Here is an 18,380-nt window from a genome sequence, read left to right as displayed (position 1 = left end):
ATTCCTCACCTTAAAAATAATGATTTAAAAGAGCAAAAATACACGTCACTTACATTAATCACTGCCTGTTACTAAAAGGTCATCCCTTACTGTTATTAATAACTTTTGATCAGCAATATCTTGTCCTTCTACTACTTCTAATGATTCAATATAACCACTGATCCCTATCTTAATTTCTACTTTCTGTTTATCTATCGTTTCAATTAATGCTAATTTCTCCCATTCGTATACGTAAGAACTTTCCGTAACAAATAACTTCTCAACTTTCCCGTAACAAGGACTATACACGCCTTCTATAACCGTCTTCACTTTATAAACTCCTCCTTCTTTTTAATTGGTACTGAAACGTTGCATATCCCTCCTTTAGAGATTTCAACTATTATTTATGCAAAATGCGTACCAATCTCCAATTCCTATTTAAAATGAAGGTTTCTCAAAAAAAAATGTTTATAACCGCAAAATTTTTCTATCATTTGAAAAGTTTTAAGAGAAAAATAGCAAAAAATTTTTGCGATTTTATGAGAATTTTAATAAAATTATAAAAAGTCAGTCTTCATAGGGTAAAATGAGGAGAAGATGTTACATGCATACAGAAGAAATTAATTTTAAACAAATTATTGAAATGAATATGCTATATGAAACTTTACTCAATGAACTCGATATCGGGATTCATATTATTAATGAGGAAAGTAAAACGATTGTCTATAACCGCAAAATGATGGAAATTGAATCAATGGATCGCTTAGATGTGCTATATAAAAGCCCTTTAGAGGTGTTTGCATTTGAAGAAAATAAAAATAGTACTCTTATAGAGGCATTAAAATTTGGAAAAACAAAGAAAAATATAAAACAAACGTATTTTAATAATAAAGGACAAGAAATTACAACGATTAACGATACTTTCCCTATAACAGAAAATGGAAAAATCAAAGGCGCTATTGAAGTATCAAAAGAAATTAGTAACTTAAAGCAAACAATAAAAATGAGCCCTTCTCGAAAACAAAGCACTAAATTTACCTTTGATCACATAATTGGTGATTCTGAAGCCATTCAATCAATCATTACAGAAGGAAAAAGAGTAATTCGTACATCTTCCTCCATACTTCTAGTAGGAGAAACAGGCACTGGTAAAGAACTATTTGCACAAAGCATCCATAATGAAAGTCAGCGTTCAGGCAAACCCTTTATTTCACAAAACTGTGCCGCTATACCTGATACATTAATGGAAAGCCTACTATTTGGAACAAATCGAGGTGCCTTTACAGGAGCAATAGATAAATCAGGCTTATTCGAAGAAGCAAACGGAGGAACTTTATTATTAGATGAAATCAATTCATTAAGCCCAATACTTCAAGCTAAGTTGCTGCGGGCTATACAAGAGAAAACAATACGAAGAATCGGAGGTACACACGAAAAAGAAATTGATGTTCGTATTATAGCAACTATCAATGAAGATCCCTTTGAAGCCATCGCACATAATCGATTAAGAGAAGACTTATATTACCGATTAAGCGTCGTTACTTTATGTCTTCCGCCTTTACGTGAAAGAAAAGAAGATATTTCAGCTCTTGTTCAGCACTTTATTGAAAAATATAATACTCAATTCGGGCTCAATGTAACCGATGTAGATGTAAATGTAAGAGAATTTTTCTATGCATACGATTGGCCTGGAAACGTACGGGAGTTGGAACATATAATTGAAGGTTCCATGAACTTGATAGAAGCTGAAACCATCATTACAGCGTTTCAGCTGCCTACTCGCTTTCGCGAACGAATAAAAACAGAATTCAATATGCAACATGCACTAACTAATCACAATGCTGATACACCTAAAACTTTAAAACACACAATAGAAAAAATGGAAAAGAACTACATTAACCAAATTCTTAAAGAGAATCATGGAAACATCTCACAAGCTGCAAAATTTTTAGGATTAAGTAGGCAAAACTTACAATATCGAATTAAAAAACTGCGTTTACACATATAAAATAAACATGTCTCCAAGTGTAAAAACAACTTGGTAAAATATGTTACAATAAACATATAACATGCTAGAAAGGGGCTATATATATGAGTAATGATAAAAAATTAAAGTTATTACAATACTTATACTTTTTCCCTGCCATGCTCTGTATGATGTTATTCATTAATGCCGATGTAAGCAGCTCTCCTTATGCAAAGCTATTAGGAACAATTTTTGGCTCCTTTGCAGCTATTATGCTTGCTGCTTTTTGGAATTTGAAGCTACGTATAAAAAACGAAAAATCTTCGTAATACTAAAAAAATCGAGCTACTTAGCCCGATTTTTTTATTTGCCATTAAAACTCAACATTCTCTAAATACAACCCACTTGCCTCAGCAAGACAATTAATTTGATTGCGCTGCTTTTCCTCTAAAATGTTTGGAATTGCTTCAGCGTCTAATTGTCCTAATCCAACTTCAATTAATGCCCCGACAATTTTTCTTACCATATTATGAAGGAAGCCGTTACCACTTACTCTAATTTGTACAAACCCTGCCTCTTCCATCACATCAAGTGTATATACTTCTCGAACCATAGATTTTTTCTTTGATTTCGCATTTGAAAAAGCAGTAAAATCATGTGAACCAACTAAATGTTTTGCAGCTGCTTTCATGCTTTTCACATTTAATTTTTTATTCACATGCATGCTATATTTACGCATAAATGGATTTGTATGCTCTTCATTCCAAATTTTATACAGATATGTTTTTGCTTTAGAATTGTAACGAGCATGGAAGCGATCATGTACTTCTTCCACATTCGTAATGCTAATATCATTAGGTAAATATTGATTTAAATATTTTTTCACTTTATGTTCCACTAACTTCTCATCACTTTGAAAGTTAGCAACTTGATTCAAAGCATGTACACCAGCGTCTGTTCTACTACAACCGATAATTTCAATTTCTTTTCCGACCATTTCAGAGATGACACTTTCGATTTTTCCTTGAATCGTATTATCGTTATTACCGAGACGTTGCCATCCTTTAAAACGTGCACCATCGTACTGAATCGTTAATTTATAATTGTACATTTCATTCTCCTTCATAGAAAATATTCCCTCATACCATGAGGGAATATTAATAAACTTTACTTTCTAACAAGCTTCACTACATTTTCTACGTGAGCTGTATGCGGGAACATATCAACTGGTTGCACATACTCCACTTCATAGCTCTTCATTAATACTTGTACATCACGTGCTAATGATGAAGGATTACAAGACACATACACAACTTGTTTCGGCTTCACTTTTAAAATTGTTTCCAGTAATTTATCATCGCAACCTGTACGTGGTGGATCGACAACAATTACATCTGGACGCCATCCTTCTTTTACCCATTTCGGTAACCATTGTTCAGCTTTACCTGCTTCATATTTCGTATTTGTAAATCCGTGACGCTTCGCATTTTTTCTTGCATCTGCAATCGCTTCTGGAATTACATCCATACCACGTACTTCCGCTGCATCATTTGCAAGCCAAAGTCCGATTGTACCAACGCCACAATACGCATCTACAATTTTCTCATTGCCTGTTAAAGCAGCGGCTTTTTTCGCTTCATTGTATAAAACAACCGTTTGTTCTGGATTCAACTGGAAGAATGCACGTGCTGATAATTCAAATGATAAATCACCAAGTGTTTCTTGAATTACTTCTTTTCCAGCCAATTTAAATGTTTTATCACCGAAAATAACAGATGTTTTACGCCAGTTTACATTTTGCATAATTGATTTAACAGCTGGCATCTGTTTTTGTACTTCTGCGATAAATTGCTCTTTATTTGGCAATTCTTCTTTTGTTGTAATAAGTGTAACTTGTACTTCCCCTGTTTGCACTGCAGTACGTGTCACAATTGTACGTACTAAACCTTTTTGCTTTTTCTCATTATAAATAGAAACATTTAACTTTTCTAATATACGTCTTACAACTTTTGTCGCTTCATTCGTTGCTTTATGTTGAATCATACAATGAGCAATATCAATTAACTGATGTGAGTTTTGTTTATACAGCCCTGTAATAACCTTTTCGTCTTTACGCCCCACTTGTAGTTGACTCTTATTACGATAATGCCATGGATTTTCCATGCCAAGCGTCGGACGAATTTTCTCTTCCAAACCGTTGTTCATATACTTCTGGAATGCTTGTACAACGATATCACGCTTTTGATTTAGTTGTTCTTTATAGTCTAAATGTTGCAATTGGCAACCGCCGCACTCCTCATATACTGGACACGGTGCTTTCACACGATGCGGTGAAGCTTTACGAACTTTTTTCACTTTCGCTTCAGCGAAGCCACGCTGAATTTTCGTTGTTTCTGCAACAACTTCTTCTCCTGGTAATGCCCCTGGAATGAAAACAACTTGTCTCTTAAAATAACCAACGCCTTCTCCGTTAATCCCAAGACGTTTAATTGTCACAGGAAACGTTTGACCAACTTCCAACTTACTCTCATGTTGCTTTTGTATCATTATTACACCTCTACTCTATACTTTTCCATAAATATAACGCTGCATAACTGCAGTATGGTTCACACTCTTGTTTCACTTTTTCTAAAAATGCATCATCAGGTTTATCATCTAATTGAAATATACCTTGCACTGCACGCTGAATCCCAATGTCCGCTTTCGGGAACATATTTTTCCGTCCAAGCCCAAACATTAAAAAGTTTTGCACTGTCCATGCACCAATTCCCCTAATTGGCAACAATTGTGCTGAAACTTCTTCTTCCGTCCCATTTTCTATACTCGCTAAATTTAATGTACCACTGACAATACTTCGACCTAATCCTACTATATATTCAGCCTTTCGCTGACTAAACTTCTGCTCTCTCAATTCTTCTATTGAAATATTTGCTACTATTTCCGGAGTGGGGAAAAAGAATACACCGTTCTTCTCTGTTCCATACCGTTTCACAAATTGTTCTGTTAACACAGTAGCAAATTTCAAATTTATTTGTTGGTGAATGATACAGCGAAGAAGACAAGCAAAATAATCAAATTCTAAAATAATTGGAGTATAAGCATATGTTTCAAATAGTGGACGTAATGATGTGTTTAAAAAATGATTTTGTATATCTTGAAACGGTTCATTCCAATGAAAAATGGCCCTCATTCGTTTCATGACTTTCTCTGGATCTCCTGTCTGACTAGAAATCCAAAACTGTGGATTTTGAACAGTACCAATCCCTTGTAAGCGAACAACAACCTGTTCCTCGTCTATACAAAGCGGGATATAAATAACTTTCTCATCTAATTGAATGACGTTAAGAGGATCAAAAGATAAACGTTTTAATACTTCTTCAAAATGATACGGATACTCTAACGTAACATGTTCGCTCCACATACGTTTCCCCATCCTTTTTACACATCATTATAGCATGAGAAAACCGTAAGCATACATGCTTACGGTTGATTGCTTTTTACTAAGTCATCTAGACTTTTAAAATGATACCCTTTCTCGCGCAAATCATCAATGATTTTCGCAAGTGCTTCTGCATTATCTTTTGATATTGCATGAAGTAATAAAATAGATCCTGGATGAATCATCGTCATAACATTATTATGCGCATATTGCCATCCTCTTTGCTGATCCACTTTCCAATCCAAAAATGCAAGTGACCAAAATACATTATAATAGCCCATTTCTTTCGTAAGAGCTAACGTTCTTTCACTAAATACACCGCGCGGAGGACGTACATATTTCACTTCTTTTTGCCCAGTTACTTTTTTAATTTCTTCCGTTACACTCGTTAATTCTTCACGAAGTTTCTCATCATTTACCGCTGTAAAATCAGGATGACTCCAAGAATGGTTTCCAATAATGTGTCCTTCATCCTTCATTCTTAACAATAAATCTTTTTGTGTTTTAATGTAATGCCCCGTTACAAAGAAAGTTGCTGGTACTTTTTTCTCTTTTAATACATCTAATATTTTCCCGGTGTATCCATTCTCATATCCATTATCAAATGTTAAATAAATATCTTTTTTCTTCGTATCTCCTAAATAAAACCCGCCATTTTTTTGTAGTAAATCTGTATATAACTTTCCTGCATCTGGTACTGTTTCATTTTTAGGACGCGGGATTCCCCAGTTATGTGGAGTATTTGTATAAGCCAGTGCTGAAACTGGAACAAGTGCCATCATAATTGAAAAAATGAGACCGATATATAACCATTTATATTTCATAAATAGTCTCCTTTCCATATATAATCGTACTTGTAGTTTCTGTTGCTACGCATTCTTTCATGCTGAACATGTTTTTCTATATATACCAAAAAAATGCATCTCGAATCATTCGAGATGCATTTTTTATTTACTTAAATACTGGCTCTTTAAAGCTAGCTAATTTTTCAAGTGATGTTTTATCAACATCTGCATGTAAGCTATTACCATGAGAGTCCATCGTTACAACTGCTTTAAACCCGTCGATACGTAAATGCCACATTGCTTCTGGAATACCAAATTGTAAGAAATCAACATCTTTCACTTCTTTAATACATTCAGCATAATATTGCGCTGCACCACCGATTGCGTTTAAATATACACCGCCGTGTTCTTCTAAAGCCGTTAATGTTTTCGCACCCATACCGCCTTTTCCAATGACAGCGCGAATACCGAATTTCTTCATAATATCGCCTTGGTACGGTTCTTCACGAATACTTGTCGTTGGACCTGCCGCTTTAATTTGCCAATTGTCATTTTCATCTTTCACAACAACTGGACCACAGTGGTAAATAATTTGTCCGTTTAAATCTACTGGACAATCATTATCCATTAAATGCTTATGGATTGCGTCACGACCTGTATACATCATGCCATTAATTGTTACAACATCACCAACGCGAAGTTCACGAATTTGCTCTTCTGTAATTGGTGCTTGTAATACAATCTCACGTTGCTCTGTTTTTTCTTGTACTTCATGCTGAAGTGTATCTTCCCCTTCTTGATATAACCAATCCATAATGTCTCCTGTTTCAGGATGGATTTTCACACCAAGGCGACGATATGCCCAGCAATTATACGCAACAGATACATAGAAACTAGCTGGCAAACGATTATAGACGCCAATTTTACAACCAAGTAAAGTTGTTTCTCCGCCAAATCCCATCGTACCAATGCCAAGCTTATTCGCATTTTCTAATACGTACTCTTCAAGATGTTGTAACTCTGGTACTGGATTGACATCATCTAATGTACGGAATAATTGATTTTTTGCTAATTCATAACCTGATGTGCGGTCTCCCCCGATACCAACACCAATTACACCAGCGCTACATCCTTGCCCTTGTGCTTGATATACTGCATGAAGAAGGCATTTACGAATCCCTTCTAAATCACGGCCAGCTCGTCCAAGTCCTTCTAGTTCACACGGTAAGCTATATTGAATATTTTTATTCTCACAGCCACCACCTTTTAGGATTAAACGTGCATCAATATAATCTTTTTCCCATTGTTCAAACTTAATCACCGGTGTACCTGGTCCTAAATTATTTCCACTATTATCTCCAAAAAGAGAATCAACAGAATTGGGACGAAGTTTACCATCTTTTGTCGCCCGCTCAAGCGCATTATAGATAGCTTCCTTCAACTTTAATTGATTCACACCAACTGGTGTATAAATTTTAAACGTTGGCATCCCTGTATCTTGGCAAATCGGCGAGATGTTATCATCAGCCATTTTAATATTATTTGTAATTGTGCCAAGTGCCATCGCAGAACGAGTCCCTGCATTTTCTCGCTCTTTCGCTTGTTGAATCGCACGACGAACATCTTTCGGTAAGTTCGTTGACGTTTCAACAATTAGTTGATACATGCTTTCTTGAAGCTTTTCCATTGTTACTTCCCCCTCAATTGTGAACGCTACCAAAACGTTATGAGCTGAAAATTCAATTGTTATGCTCTTTAGCTATTTATTTGTTTCACGCTATTAGAGCATAAATGAAATTTTTCACAACTTGATTATACCTCTTTTTCTATCGTCCTTCTATTACCCGAACAGAAAAAGGCTACCAAATTGGAATTGGTAGCCTTTTTAATATATTATTCGTCTTTTTTAAATTGCTCACATTTTAATTCTAATTCATCTAACATTGCAAGAAGACGATCTACATCTTCTAATTCTACTTCTTCAGGTTCAATTGTATCAATTACTTCAATGAACATATTTAAACGTTCTTTTAAATATACTAATTGTGTATCTTTATCTTGAATTGCTTTTCCCATGAAGGCACTCTCCTTTTAATTCGAGTTGCTTTTATTATACCGCAAAAACGATTGCTATGGGCATGAAATTTCATCAATTTTGTCACAGTCATCCACTATAATGTAAGCCCTCTCTCTTTTCATGCTAAAAAGTTTCACTTTATAAAAAGCACATATTCTTCTATTATAGAGAATGGACAAATTGTTATTTCAATAGTCAAAGGAGTATTTCATATGACGATATCACAAAAAATGAAGCCGATTACTCCTTCTTACGATCCATGGGAAGCGTATATGGACCTTGAAGAGTACGGCAAACTACTATTAACAAATGTTGAATTTACAACGACGACGTTATGCAATATGCGCTGTGAGCATTGCGCTGTTGGTTACACGTTACAGCCGAAAGACCCAAATCCGCTTCCGATGGATCTTTTATTAAAACGATTAGATGAGATTCCTCATTTACGTTCTTTAAGTATTACTGGCGGAGAACCTATGCTTTCCAAAAAATCCGTCGACAACTATGTAACACCACTCTTAAAATATGCCCATGAACGAGGCGTTCGCACTCAAATCAACTCTAACTTAACTATAGATTTAGCACGTTATGAACAGATTATTCCTTATTTAGACGTATTGCATATCTCTCATAACTGGGGAACAATTGATGACTTCGTTGAAGGCGGATTTGCAATGATGGAGCGTAAGCCTACTTACGAACAACGTGCAAAATTATTCGAAAGAATGATTACAAATAGTAAGGCTTTATCAGATGCAGGTGTACTTGTATCGGCCGAAACAATGCTAAACAAAAGAACTCTACCACATATTGAACATATTCACCGCCAAATCGTCGAAGAGATGGGCTGTAAACGTCATGAAGTTCATCCAATGTATCCAAGTGACTTCGCGAGTAATCTAGAAATTTTAACAAAAGCTGAAATTCGTGATGCGATTGAACATTTACTAGAAATTCGCGATGAAAATGTATGGATGCTATTTGGAACTTTACCTTTCTATGCTTGTAGCGATGACGAGCGAGACATTGCCACATTTAAAAAGTTACAAGAGAGCAAAAATGTAACTGTTCGTAACGATCCAGATGGTCGTTCACGCTTAAATGTAAATATTTTTGATGGCAATATTATCGTTACTGATTTTGGTGATGTTCCACTTCTAGGAAACATACAAACAAACACATTACAAGAAGCGTATGAAAAATGGAGCGCTTCAAAAACAGCAAAATCATTAAGCTGTCACTGTCCTGCAGTAAAATGTCTTGGACCAAATGTTCTTGTAAAAAACAGCTACTATCCGACAGAAGATTTCTTATCAAAAACAGCAAACATTACATTATAAAAAAACGTCAGCTCATAAGCTGACGTTTTTTCATGTTATTGCGAGTGGGAAGAAGAAATGAATTTAAAATACAAATGATCATGAATTGGAATAGCAGCTCCAATTCCTTGAGAAGTAATATTTTTCACAACAAGTCTTTTTTGATTTCCCTTTAATACAAGATACACTTCTCCAAATGTTACTTTTCCTTTTTCATTTACTGCTGGTGTATAAGCGTATAAATATCCGAGTTGACTCGGGCTAATATTATACACACGCTCATGCCCAGTACCATAACCAATGGTCGTTTTAAACGAAAGGGGTAATTGTACTTTTTCAAGTGCTTTGAGAAGCATCATTTTTTTCACATCTGCAGCATCTTTCATATCTGCTGTTAAATCGCCTTCAACCGTCTTTTGTGTTTCTTGCTTATAGCGAAGTGGATATAAACGGTCTCCTCCGCGATTATCATACACATTTCGATTCACTTGTTTATATTCCCAATTAATCGATGTGTCTACTGATTCATAACGTAAAGCCCATTGACCTAAATAAATTTTTGCCCGATACCCTACTGCAAGCGGCGCATTTGAAATTGTCGTTTCATTAAACATCCGAATTAAGTCTGGATTTTCAATTTTAATATTAGCCGTTTTCAATAGCTCTTGAGCAAATTTACTTGGTTGTAAACGTGGCAAATCTTGCGCATCATTTGGAAATGTATTGTCTTTTGAAATATTTAAAACAGATGAAGGCATTTTTGTTCCTACTGTTGTCTTTGCAAAACTCATGTTAGGAAATAATAAAATAAACGAGACCATAGTTGAAAGGCATATGCTGTATACTCGTTTCACCTGTCTGGCTCCTTCCTATGTAGGTATATATACTACTTCGTTTATTGTTTTCTCTGAGCGCAATTGTTATGCCTATTTTTCATAATAAATAAAAACCAATTCCCATAATGACATACGCCGCTAGTAAAGTGCCACCTTCAAACCAGTTTGTATCTCCATCATTGGAAATCGCAATCGTTAAGAAAACGGCTGTAATCATAGACACAAGTTCTGGTATGGTAAATACTAAAGGCATCCTTTGTGCGAAGAACATAGATAGCAATACTAATACAGGAGCAACAAACATAGCGATTTGTAATGTAGAGCCTATTGCAATTTCGACTGCAATATTTACTTTATTTTTATAAGCCATAATAATTGCAGACGCATGTTCCGCTGCATTCCCAACAATTGCAACGATAATAACCCCTATAAATAACTCTGACCAGCCAAATGACTTTGCAACAGTTTCAAAAGTATGCACGAGTGCCTCTGACACATAAGCTACTGCCAGTGTTGCTATCGCTAAAATAAGGAGCGCCTTCCCTTTCGACCACTCTGGCTCTTCTTCATGCGCTACTTCGTCACTTTTATGTTGATATACACCACGGTGCGTAACTAACTTAAATAGTAATGCAGCAAGGTACATGATAATCATAATAATAGAAACACCTATACTTAATTGATACGTCTTGCCAGCGTCCATCTTCATTGAAAAGATCTCTGGAATAACAAAGGCCACAACAACAGCAAATATTAATAAAGCTGAATTATGCCTTGCATCATATACATTAAAACTTTGTCTTTTGTATTTAAGACCTCCAACAAAGAAAGATAACCCTCCTACTAATAATAAATTTCCAAGTACAGAACCCGTTAAAGAAGCTAACACCACTTCAATTAACCCTGCTTGAAGTGCAAAAATTGAAATGATAAGTTCAACAGCATTACCGAAAGTAGCATTTAATAACCCGCCTATTCTAGGACCAGAAACAATTGCTAAACTCTCTGTTGCTCTCCCCATAAAACCAGCTAATGCGATAATCGTAATACAATACACAGCAAACATAATTGTTTCTGGCCAATGAAGTGTTTTTCCAAGCACAGACAGTGGTACACCTATAAGCGCTACTATAAGAAATATTTTATTAAACATGCTTTTTCATCCTTCCATCGTATGTATTTCTCCTCAATATTATTATTATTATTCTCCTAACTTGTCCGATTTCATCACAATTACGTTTAAAAAATCGGATTGAAGAAAACAGTATGAAAGATATTTAAATTATCTTGTTTAAACAGACAGAATTATAAATTGTGAAAAGGGGTTAAAATTATGCACTTAAAAGAAAAAATCGCAACTATTATTCAAGGTCAACGTACTGGTGTATTATCTACAGTACGAAATGAGAAACCTCATAGCGCCTTTATGATGTTTTTCCATGAAGATTTTGTACTGTATGTTGCAACAGATCGACAATCAAAAAAGATAACAGATATTGAACAAAATCCTAATGTCCATGTACTACTCGGACGAGAAGGGAAAAAATTAGATGAAGATTATATTGAAGTTGAAGGATTGGCTTCAATCGAGGAAGACTCGACATTAAAAAACAAGTTTTGGAATAATAGCTTAAAACGTTGGTTACTCGGCCCTGAAGACCCTAATTACGTACTGATCAAAATCAATCCCGACACAATTTATTACATCGATGGTGCCGGTACGACGGAGCCTGAGTTTTTACGACTATAAAATAAAACAAGCCCCCTTAGGTGGGCTTGTTTTGTCGAAAAGTTCTTTTGAAAAAAACAATAAAATAGGTGGAACTTTCTAAAGATTCTGTTATATAATAGCAGTAACTTAAATAAACTGTATTAAAACAGATTGAGAGGAGAAATAAAATTGATGAAGAGAGAAGAACGCAAAAACATGATTGAGTTTATTGAAAAGAAAAAAGGGATTGAGCGTGACGAATTACTGTTTATGACAGACGATGAAGTAGAACATATTTATAATGTAACGTACTTTTTATATGAGGAAATTGCAGAGTAGTATAATAACCCCCACCTTATTAAAAATATAAGGTGGGGGTTATTTCGTTATTTAGCCCACTATTTACAGACAGTAAAACTCCCACCTTAAAATTCAGGTGGAGCAAGAAGTTAAGTTGAAGTCGTGCTTCCTATAAACCTCAATTGCTTCAACCTTATACATGAGAATCATTTTCATGTATAATACTGTAAGATTGGAGGAATTTTACTATGAGTTCGTGGCTCTTATTTGCCCTATTATCAGCAATTGCTGCTGCCCTTGTATCGATTTTTGGAAAGTTTGGTTTAGACGGCATCGATGCAAACGTTGCAACAACAATTCGATCTATTATTATGGCATTATTTATGATAGGCGTTATTATCATACAAGGTAAATTTCAAAATATCGGCGACGTACTGCTAAATAAAAAAGCACTGCTATTTATCACATTAAGTGGGGTTGCAGGTGCTTCGTCATGGCTATTTTATTTTCTTGCCCTCAAAACAGGAAAGGTTTCACAAGTAGCTCCTGTCGATAAATTAAGCGTCGTATTTTCTATCATTCTCGCTATGATTATCCTCGGTGAAAAGTTAAACTTTATGACCGGTGTTGGTGTAGTCTTTATTACAGCTGGTGTATTATTTATTGCTTTCAGCTAAAAAACCGCTATTAGCGGTTTTTCTTTTTCTTTATGTACAACCATACAACACATGTAACAACTGCTGAAATTAATAAAATCCATATTCCATAATGATGTAAACTATACTCAACGAAGCGCCACTTCTCGCCTAACTTCCAGCCAAGCCCAATAAAAACACTTATCCAAATGAGCGCACCACCGTAAGCGTATAAACAAAAACGCCAAAGTGTCAAATTTGATACCCCAGCAAAATATGCTGTTAAATGACGTACTCCCGGTATAAAATAACCAATCATTAAAAGAAATGGCCCATATTTTTCAAATAAAATATGTGTTTTTTCAATGTGATGTTCTTTAATTCTAATTTTCGGCCCATATTTCTTTAAAACAGGGAGCCCAAGTTTTAAACCTAATATGTAGCTTAACGTGATCCCTAACATCGCACCAGCCATCCCACTTAAAAAAGCAGCAGTTCCTGACATAACTCCTTTTGAAACATTATAACCAACAAAGGTCAATAAAAACTCGTCTGGTATCGGTAATCCGACAATCCCACCAGCCAAAGCTATAACAATTCCAAAATAGCCATAATGCGCGATTAACTCGCCAATATGTTGTTCCATTCGGAAGACACATCCTATGCACGATCGTTATTCCACATTGTACCCTTTCTATCTTTAAGGCAAACATGGTATACATATTCACTATACATTGTTTTTATAATGAACTCTACTTCTATTCTTTCCTTTAACAGAGATAAAGTGAAACTTTAATCAGTGGGAGTTTTGTTCATCCTCTACTAATTATTAACCTATGCCAATCTTGCTTCTACAGACATCCCGACTCCCACATAACTCACTTACATTCACCAATTTTGAGATTAGATTCTTACTGCACGCAAATGACCCGATAAAAAATAAAAATTCATATGCGTGTTTTTTTGTTACAATAAAGGAAAGTTACTTTTCGCAACGGTTTAACTCTCAAGAAAAATGATATATCTAGCAAAAACATAGTTTGGTCTATATAATGCAACTTCTACCTATTAAAAGAACATACACCCTTTTACATACAACATCATTTTTCTAAATTATACAGGGGGGAACGAACATGACCATTGAAAATCAATTTATTCAAAAAGTTTACTATAAAACATTTTTAACAGAAGAAACTTCTACTCCTGCATCGGAAGTACTCGGTGAAGCATATATAAATGAATCTAAAAATGAATTCTCCAACATTTCTAATATTCGATTTGCTCAAGGTGAATTTTATTATCAAAATAAAGATTTTGAAGCAGCTATATTTAAATGGGAAAAAGTAAATAATGCTCTTGCACTTTGGGCGACAAAAAATATTGCAGATGCTTATTTTGAACTAGGATTCTTATCAAAGGCAGAAGAAATTTATCAATCTATTCAAACGGAAGATACAACTCTTACGATGGAGGTTTCCTTACAACTTCTTTCTCTTTATATCGAACAAGATCGTTTAGGACTCGCTTTTAAGACGATTAGTGAAGCTGTTGCATTCCAACCGGATTACCCAAATATTACTGCAATTGCACGTTCTTTCTATGAAAAACAAGAAGATTGGAACAACGCTATCGAACTAGCTGTTCAAGAAGGTATTCGAACACAATCTTTACACTGGTTTGATACGTTAATAAATTACATAAACAAAGGATTTACAAAAAATATTAAGCCTGAATATTTCTATGAGTCTTTAAAAGCTCTATATGCTATTGATCAAGCCCAATTTAAAGAACTTGTTATTGCTCTTTGGAATAGCTATCAACATGAATCCTTATACCTTCCTTGGATTCAAAGTATTAATCATTTATTCTTGCATATTGAAACAGACAATAATGACGATTGGAATGAAATTTGTACTCGCTATCAAGAAACATACTTTGCATTAATTACCGGAAATCACTTTATGCATGAATTAAACGGACTTGTACCAAATTTATTAACAAATTGGTTCAGTTTAACAAAAGCAAAAGATTCTCTAGTTGTCTCTGCAGCAGTGTTAGCATGGAATGAAGTCTCACCTACAACTTTAGAATCATTACTTGTAAAAAGTGCTGGTTCCTTACTTTCTAATACATCAGCTGAAGCAGATGTAAATATGGAAACAGTTTCTCATTTATTCGAAACAATCGCTGTATGGGCTGAGAAAAATGATGTAGATTTAAGTCATCAATTTACGCTACTCGTCCATGAACTATGTGATTTAAATGTCACACCACTACTAATAGCTGGAACTAGCGACCATGATAAAACATCATTTGTTAATTCAATATTGGGAGAGAACATCTTAACTGAAACTTTAACAACTCCTATTCTATTTAAAGACGCTAGTCAAACTGAAATTACAGAATTTACCGAGTTAGATATACGAAATATCTCTAACCTTGATGAATTCCATCAAATAACGTCTACATCTGCTCAGTCAGAACTTGAGAAAAAATGTATAGAAATTAAGCTACCAAGTAGGTTTTTAAGAAAAAATAAGTTTACATTTCTTATTACACCATCCATTCAAGAACAATTGGATAAAAACAATGCATACTTTGAATACTTACAAGCAGCAGATAGCCTTGTTTACGTATTAAATTCTTCTTCACCATTGCATAGTGAAGAAATTGATACGTTAATTTATTTACGTGAACAAGTACCAAACTTACAAATTCACTTCGTATTACATACAAATAATACGACTACTAATGAAAAACTAATTAATAAACTTAAAGCACATTTTCCAGATGCACAATTCTTCCCATACTCTCCTTCGCAAGAGAGTAGCCAGCAACTTGGAGATGTAACAGAATCTATTCTCTCTAATCTTGCAAAACGCGATATAGAAAAAGAACGTATAGAAAAGCTAATATGGTTTACGCAAAAGACAATTGCTTATCTCATAAATGAACGTGTGGAATTAGAAAATACATTAGTAAAATCCGTACGCTGGAATAAACACATCTCAGTGAAACTTACTGGATTTATTAATAACCTTACTGCTCTTGAAAAAGATAAAATTCGCTCTATTACCGAATCCTATCTTTTAATGAAAGAAGAAATTACACGAGATATACATTCTCAAATTCCTGAATTATTACAGAGCTGCTCTGATCTTGTTCAAGAAGATAGTGATTTCAAACTAGTTCATGAAGAATTAAATGCTGCAATGAATGAACGAGTTCAAAAGCATGTACAACAGGTACTTCTTCCTAAATTTACTGGTTCTATTCAAGAATGGATTGAAACAGCACATAATGAATTTATTCAAGCTCAAGCTTATTTAGATGAAATGAGTGAAACATTTAATAAATTATATAAAGAAGAACGTATGAAACTTCCTTGCGATTTCAAATTATTAGATGATTGGAATCGAGATGTTGTACGAATGACAAATCGAATTACAGTAACGAACATCAATATTTTATTACGCTTTACACCGACACAGTTTTTCTTAAAAAGTGCCGGAAAATTATTTGGTAATATGCAAAAAAACCAATCTATGCTCGCCAACAAATATAAACAATATATTGAAACAGAAGACTATACAGAAATTGCTCACACAATTTCAAAACAATTCTTCCTTCAATTTGAAGTATTTGAAGGTGCATTAGAACGTGATATCATGATGTTCTTCAAAGATCCACTTAACATATTGAAACAAAATGTAGATGCAGCTCAACTTGAGATAAAGGAAGACGAGCAAACATTAGCAACGCTAAGAAGCAATCCAGAAACATATCATGATCCTTTGGCGTTATTTAAACTACAATTGCTACAACATAAATTCGTTTTAAGTACTACAAAGAAATATGAAGATACCTTTGTATCTAACGAATCTCCTACTGTTTAACAAAAAAACCAAGCAAACTAAAATTTGCTTGGTTTTTTTACTTTATTATTTTCATATGTTCAAACGGATAATAAACGCCTGCTAACTTTCCTAACACATCTTCTCTATCAATAAAACCTAAACCATTTCTACTATCTTTACTTATTAAGCGATTATCTCCCATAACAAAAATCTTATTTTTAGGAACTGTAATCGGTCCAAAGTCCTCTGTTAAATTCATAAGTTTTTTTTCTGCTTGTTTTTTATTACTATCCAAATACTCTTCATCTTCTACTTCAGAATTTACATATAATTGATCATTTCTCATCTCAATTATATCTCCAGGCAATCCAATCACTCTTTTGACATAAAAATTATCTGTTTTCACAACAATAATGTCTTCTCTCCCATAGCTTTCAAATTGTTTTGCTAACTTATTAACAATCACCTTATCTCCATCTTTCAACGTTGGCCTCATAGATGCTCCTTTTACAGTCGTAGGGAAAAACACAAAAATTTTCGCCAAAAACACCAATAAACATGCAATTGCAATAGTTCCAAAGAATTCACGCCAACGTTTTTTCTTTTGCATCATTTCACCATCTCATCATCTTTTTACTTTTATTATAAATAATACAACTGATGATTTTCTACAAAATTATTAATTGTAAAATTATAAATTTTAAAATAATAATACTGATCAAATTAAACAAGCAAAAAAGATACCCTCAAAATAGTCTATCCACTATTTTGAGAGTATCTTTTTATAATCCCACATATACAATACACATTTGAGCAGCTACATATGTAAACCAAATCCAAAGTGGCTCATACTTCAATTTACGCCCTCCGATATCTGTCACGCCAATAATGAAATCAGAAATCACAAACAGTAAACCACCAAACGCTGGTATCCACCATATTCCTGTATTTTCATAATATAAGGCGAATGCAAAGCAAGCCATTCCTCCAACCCACAATCCGTAAATTAGAGCTCCTATCGTAAACAATTTATCCTGTTTATCATTTCGGATAAAGAAGAACCATCCTACAATTAGAAAGAGCCCATATACGAGTAAGCCAATCCAAAAACCATTCCACGAAATTCCTGTTTGCAAAAATGCTTTTACATAAAAACAATGAGCAAGAGCGAAAGTAACCATCCCACCAATTAACCTGTGACCAATTGGAATCAGCCCAGCCATAAACAAATCTCCCACAGTGGATAAAGTCATACCAAGTGCAACCCACGTACTATACTCTACAGATGGATCTTGTACCCATATCCAAATTGCACTACCTGTTAAAGAAAAACTAAGAATAAGACGGATTGCTAAAGGTAACGGCATATTATCTTTTGTTCTTTTTGTCTGCCGTATTGCATAAATTGCACCAATTAAAAAAAGAAGTATTTGCCCAATTAACAACACGTAAAGTAGATTCATAATATGTTCTCCT

Annotated in this window: 19 protein-coding genes; 7 read left to right on the top strand and 12 right to left on the bottom strand. The window is 34.4% G+C overall.

Annotated elements, in window-relative coordinates; all coding sequences use genetic code 11:
• Window positions 1-54: 54 nt before the first annotated feature.
• Window positions 55-309 (bottom strand): biotin/lipoyl attachment domain-containing protein, encoded by a 255-nt coding sequence (locus BAQ53_RS02175; protein ID WP_000859490.1) that lies wholly within the window; start codon window positions 307-309, stop codon window positions 55-57.
• A 274-nt stretch (window positions 310-583) separates the two neighbouring features.
• Here BAQ53_RS02175 and BAQ53_RS02170 point away from each other — a divergent pair, with 274 nt between their 5' ends.
• The gene (locus BAQ53_RS02170) at window positions 584-1,987 is read left to right on the top strand and encodes a sigma-54 interaction domain-containing protein (protein ID WP_000556691.1); all 1,404 of its coding nucleotides are present in this window, start codon (window positions 584-586) and stop codon (window positions 1,985-1,987) included.
• Between the two features lie 83 nt (window positions 1,988-2,070).
• Window positions 2,071-2,274 carry a hypothetical protein gene (locus tag BAQ53_RS02165; protein WP_000063861.1) on the top strand — a complete coding sequence of 68 codons (204 nt, stop codon included), beginning with the start codon at window positions 2,071-2,073 and terminating at the stop codon, window positions 2,272-2,274.
• Between the two features lie 44 nt (window positions 2,275-2,318).
• On the opposite strand, the gene truA is transcribed toward BAQ53_RS02165, so the two are convergent.
• The 6 genes from truA to BAQ53_RS02135 all read right to left on the bottom strand — a co-directional run bounded on the left by truA (window position 2,319) and on the right by BAQ53_RS02135 (window position 8,245).
• Entirely contained in the window at window positions 2,319-3,056 is a 738-nt protein-coding gene (truA, locus tag BAQ53_RS02160) for a tRNA pseudouridine(38-40) synthase TruA (protein WP_002181877.1), read from the bottom strand.
• A 56-nt stretch (window positions 3,057-3,112) separates the two neighbouring features.
• Window positions 3,113-4,492, bottom strand: coding sequence for a 23S rRNA (uracil(1939)-C(5))-methyltransferase RlmD (rlmD, locus tag BAQ53_RS02155; RefSeq protein ID WP_000615224.1), 1,380 nt, complete (start codon window positions 4,490-4,492; stop codon window positions 3,113-3,115).
• Between the two features lie 10 nt (window positions 4,493-4,502).
• Window positions 4,503-5,366, bottom strand: coding sequence for a DNA-3-methyladenine glycosylase family protein (locus BAQ53_RS02150; RefSeq protein WP_000269424.1), 864 nt, complete (start codon window positions 5,364-5,366; stop codon window positions 4,503-4,505).
• A 59-nt stretch (window positions 5,367-5,425) separates the two neighbouring features.
• On the bottom strand, window positions 5,426-6,208 hold the full coding sequence (gene pdaA, locus BAQ53_RS02145; protein ID WP_000875957.1) for a delta-lactam-biosynthetic de-N-acetylase: 783 nt from the start codon (window positions 6,206-6,208) through the stop codon (window positions 5,426-5,428).
• A gap of 127 nt (window positions 6,209-6,335) precedes the next feature.
• Window positions 6,336-7,856, bottom strand: coding sequence for a class I fumarate hydratase (fumA, locus tag BAQ53_RS02140; RefSeq protein ID WP_000413524.1), 1,521 nt, complete (start codon window positions 7,854-7,856; stop codon window positions 6,336-6,338).
• 206 nt (window positions 7,857-8,062) lie between these two features.
• Window positions 8,063-8,245 (bottom strand): SE1561 family protein, encoded by a 183-nt coding sequence (locus BAQ53_RS02135; protein WP_000513558.1) that lies wholly within the window; start codon window positions 8,243-8,245, stop codon window positions 8,063-8,065.
• A 213-nt stretch (window positions 8,246-8,458) separates the two neighbouring features.
• On the opposite strand from BAQ53_RS02135, the gene yfkAB reads away from it, so the two are divergent.
• Window positions 8,459-9,586, top strand: coding sequence for a radical SAM/CxCxxxxC motif protein YfkAB (yfkAB, locus tag BAQ53_RS02130; RefSeq protein WP_000156023.1), 1,128 nt, complete (start codon window positions 8,459-8,461; stop codon window positions 9,584-9,586).
• Window positions 9,587-9,621: 35 nt separating this feature from the next.
• Here the strand turns inward: yfkAB and BAQ53_RS02125 are convergent, their stop codons facing one another.
• Window positions 9,622-10,419 (bottom strand): YfkD famly protein, encoded by a 798-nt coding sequence (locus BAQ53_RS02125; protein WP_002163835.1) that lies wholly within the window; start codon window positions 10,417-10,419, stop codon window positions 9,622-9,624.
• 79 nt (window positions 10,420-10,498) lie between these two features.
• On the bottom strand, window positions 10,499-11,554 hold the full coding sequence (gene cax, locus BAQ53_RS02120; protein WP_000482133.1) for a calcium/proton exchanger: 1,056 nt from the start codon (window positions 11,552-11,554) through the stop codon (window positions 10,499-10,501).
• Window positions 11,555-11,734: 180 nt separating this feature from the next.
• On the opposite strand from cax, the gene BAQ53_RS02115 reads away from it, so the two are divergent.
• The 3 genes from BAQ53_RS02115 to BAQ53_RS02105 all read left to right on the top strand — a co-directional run bounded on the left by BAQ53_RS02115 (window position 11,735) and on the right by BAQ53_RS02105 (window position 13,089).
• On the top strand, window positions 11,735-12,151 hold the full coding sequence (locus tag BAQ53_RS02115) for a pyridoxamine 5'-phosphate oxidase family protein (protein WP_000550220.1): 417 nt from the start codon (window positions 11,735-11,737) through the stop codon (window positions 12,149-12,151).
• Window positions 12,152-12,304: 153 nt separating this feature from the next.
• Window positions 12,305-12,451, top strand: a complete 147-nt coding sequence (locus BAQ53_RS02110) for a BH0509 family protein (protein ID WP_000817786.1) — start codon at window positions 12,305-12,307, stop codon at window positions 12,449-12,451.
• 209 nt (window positions 12,452-12,660) lie between these two features.
• The gene (locus tag BAQ53_RS02105; RefSeq protein ID WP_000100296.1) at window positions 12,661-13,089 is read left to right on the top strand and encodes an EamA family transporter; all 429 of its coding nucleotides are present in this window, start codon (window positions 12,661-12,663) and stop codon (window positions 13,087-13,089) included.
• A 10-nt stretch (window positions 13,090-13,099) separates the two neighbouring features.
• On the opposite strand, the gene BAQ53_RS02100 is transcribed toward BAQ53_RS02105, so the two are convergent.
• The gene (locus tag BAQ53_RS02100; RefSeq protein WP_000434878.1) at window positions 13,100-13,693 is read right to left on the bottom strand and encodes a DedA family protein; all 594 of its coding nucleotides are present in this window, start codon (window positions 13,691-13,693) and stop codon (window positions 13,100-13,102) included.
• A gap of 487 nt (window positions 13,694-14,180) precedes the next feature.
• Between BAQ53_RS02100 and BAQ53_RS02095 the strand changes: the two genes are divergently transcribed.
• Window positions 14,181-16,943 carry a tetratricopeptide repeat protein gene (locus BAQ53_RS02095; RefSeq protein WP_208906452.1) on the top strand — a complete coding sequence of 921 codons (2,763 nt, stop codon included), beginning with the start codon at window positions 14,181-14,183 and terminating at the stop codon, window positions 16,941-16,943.
• Window positions 16,944-16,980: 37 nt separating this feature from the next.
• Here BAQ53_RS02095 and lepB read toward each other — a convergent pair whose 3' ends face one another.
• A complete protein-coding gene (gene lepB, locus BAQ53_RS02090) occupies window positions 16,981-17,517 on the bottom strand; it encodes a signal peptidase I (RefSeq protein WP_002163834.1) in 537 nt (178 codons plus the stop codon).
• 169 nt (window positions 17,518-17,686) lie between these two features.
• Window positions 17,687-18,367 carry a lysoplasmalogenase gene (locus tag BAQ53_RS02085; RefSeq protein ID WP_001051069.1) on the bottom strand — a complete coding sequence of 227 codons (681 nt, stop codon included), beginning with the start codon at window positions 18,365-18,367 and terminating at the stop codon, window positions 17,687-17,689.
• Between the last annotated feature and the right edge of the window lie 13 nt (window positions 18,368-18,380).

The organism is Bacillus sp. B25(2016b) (assembly GCF_001679765.1).
In the GTDB taxonomy this organism is placed as follows: domain Bacteria; phylum Bacillota; class Bacilli; order Bacillales; family Bacillaceae_G; genus Bacillus_A; species Bacillus_A thuringiensis_K.
This window is presented reverse-complemented; position numbering and strand designations above follow the sequence as displayed.

Bases quoted from the DNA above. Each gene is read 5' to 3' on its own strand.
- truA (WP_002181877.1), bottom strand. From the start codon at position 3,056: ATGTACAATTATAAATTAACGATTCAGTACGATGGTGCACGTTTTAAA.
- BAQ53_RS02110 (WP_000817786.1), top strand. From the start codon at position 12,305: ATGAAGAGAGAAGAACGCAAAAACATGATTGAGTTTATTGAAAAGAAA.
- BAQ53_RS02135 (WP_000513558.1), bottom strand. From the start codon at position 8,245: ATGGGAAAAGCAATTCAAGATAAAGATACACAATTAGTATATTTAAAA.
- BAQ53_RS02115 (WP_000550220.1), top strand. From the start codon at position 11,735: ATGCACTTAAAAGAAAAAATCGCAACTATTATTCAAGGTCAACGTACT.
- fumA (WP_000413524.1), bottom strand. From the start codon at position 7,856: ATGGAAAAGCTTCAAGAAAGCATGTATCAACTAATTGTTGAAACGTCA.
- BAQ53_RS02100 (WP_000434878.1), bottom strand. From the start codon at position 13,693: ATGGAACAACATATTGGCGAGTTAATCGCGCATTATGGCTATTTTGGA.
- BAQ53_RS02150 (WP_000269424.1), bottom strand. From the start codon at position 5,366: ATGTGGAGCGAACATGTTACGTTAGAGTATCCGTATCATTTTGAAGAA.
- BAQ53_RS02105 (WP_000100296.1), top strand. From the start codon at position 12,661: ATGAGTTCGTGGCTCTTATTTGCCCTATTATCAGCAATTGCTGCTGCC.
- BAQ53_RS02170 (WP_000556691.1), top strand. From the start codon at position 584: ATGCATACAGAAGAAATTAATTTTAAACAAATTATTGAAATGAATATG.
- BAQ53_RS02165 (WP_000063861.1), top strand. From the start codon at position 2,071: ATGAGTAATGATAAAAAATTAAAGTTATTACAATACTTATACTTTTTC.
- BAQ53_RS02085 (WP_001051069.1), bottom strand. From the start codon at position 18,367: ATGAATCTACTTTACGTGTTGTTAATTGGGCAAATACTTCTTTTTTTA.
- pdaA (WP_000875957.1), bottom strand. From the start codon at position 6,208: ATGAAATATAAATGGTTATATATCGGTCTCATTTTTTCAATTATGATG.
- yfkAB (WP_000156023.1), top strand. From the start codon at position 8,459: ATGACGATATCACAAAAAATGAAGCCGATTACTCCTTCTTACGATCCA.
- cax (WP_000482133.1), bottom strand. From the start codon at position 11,554: ATGTTTAATAAAATATTTCTTATAGTAGCGCTTATAGGTGTACCACTG.
- lepB (WP_002163834.1), bottom strand. From the start codon at position 17,517: ATGATGCAAAAGAAAAAACGTTGGCGTGAATTCTTTGGAACTATTGCA.
- rlmD (WP_000615224.1), bottom strand. From the start codon at position 4,492: ATGATACAAAAGCAACATGAGAGTAAGTTGGAAGTTGGTCAAACGTTT.
- BAQ53_RS02095 (WP_208906452.1), top strand. From the start codon at position 14,181: ATGACCATTGAAAATCAATTTATTCAAAAAGTTTACTATAAAACATTT.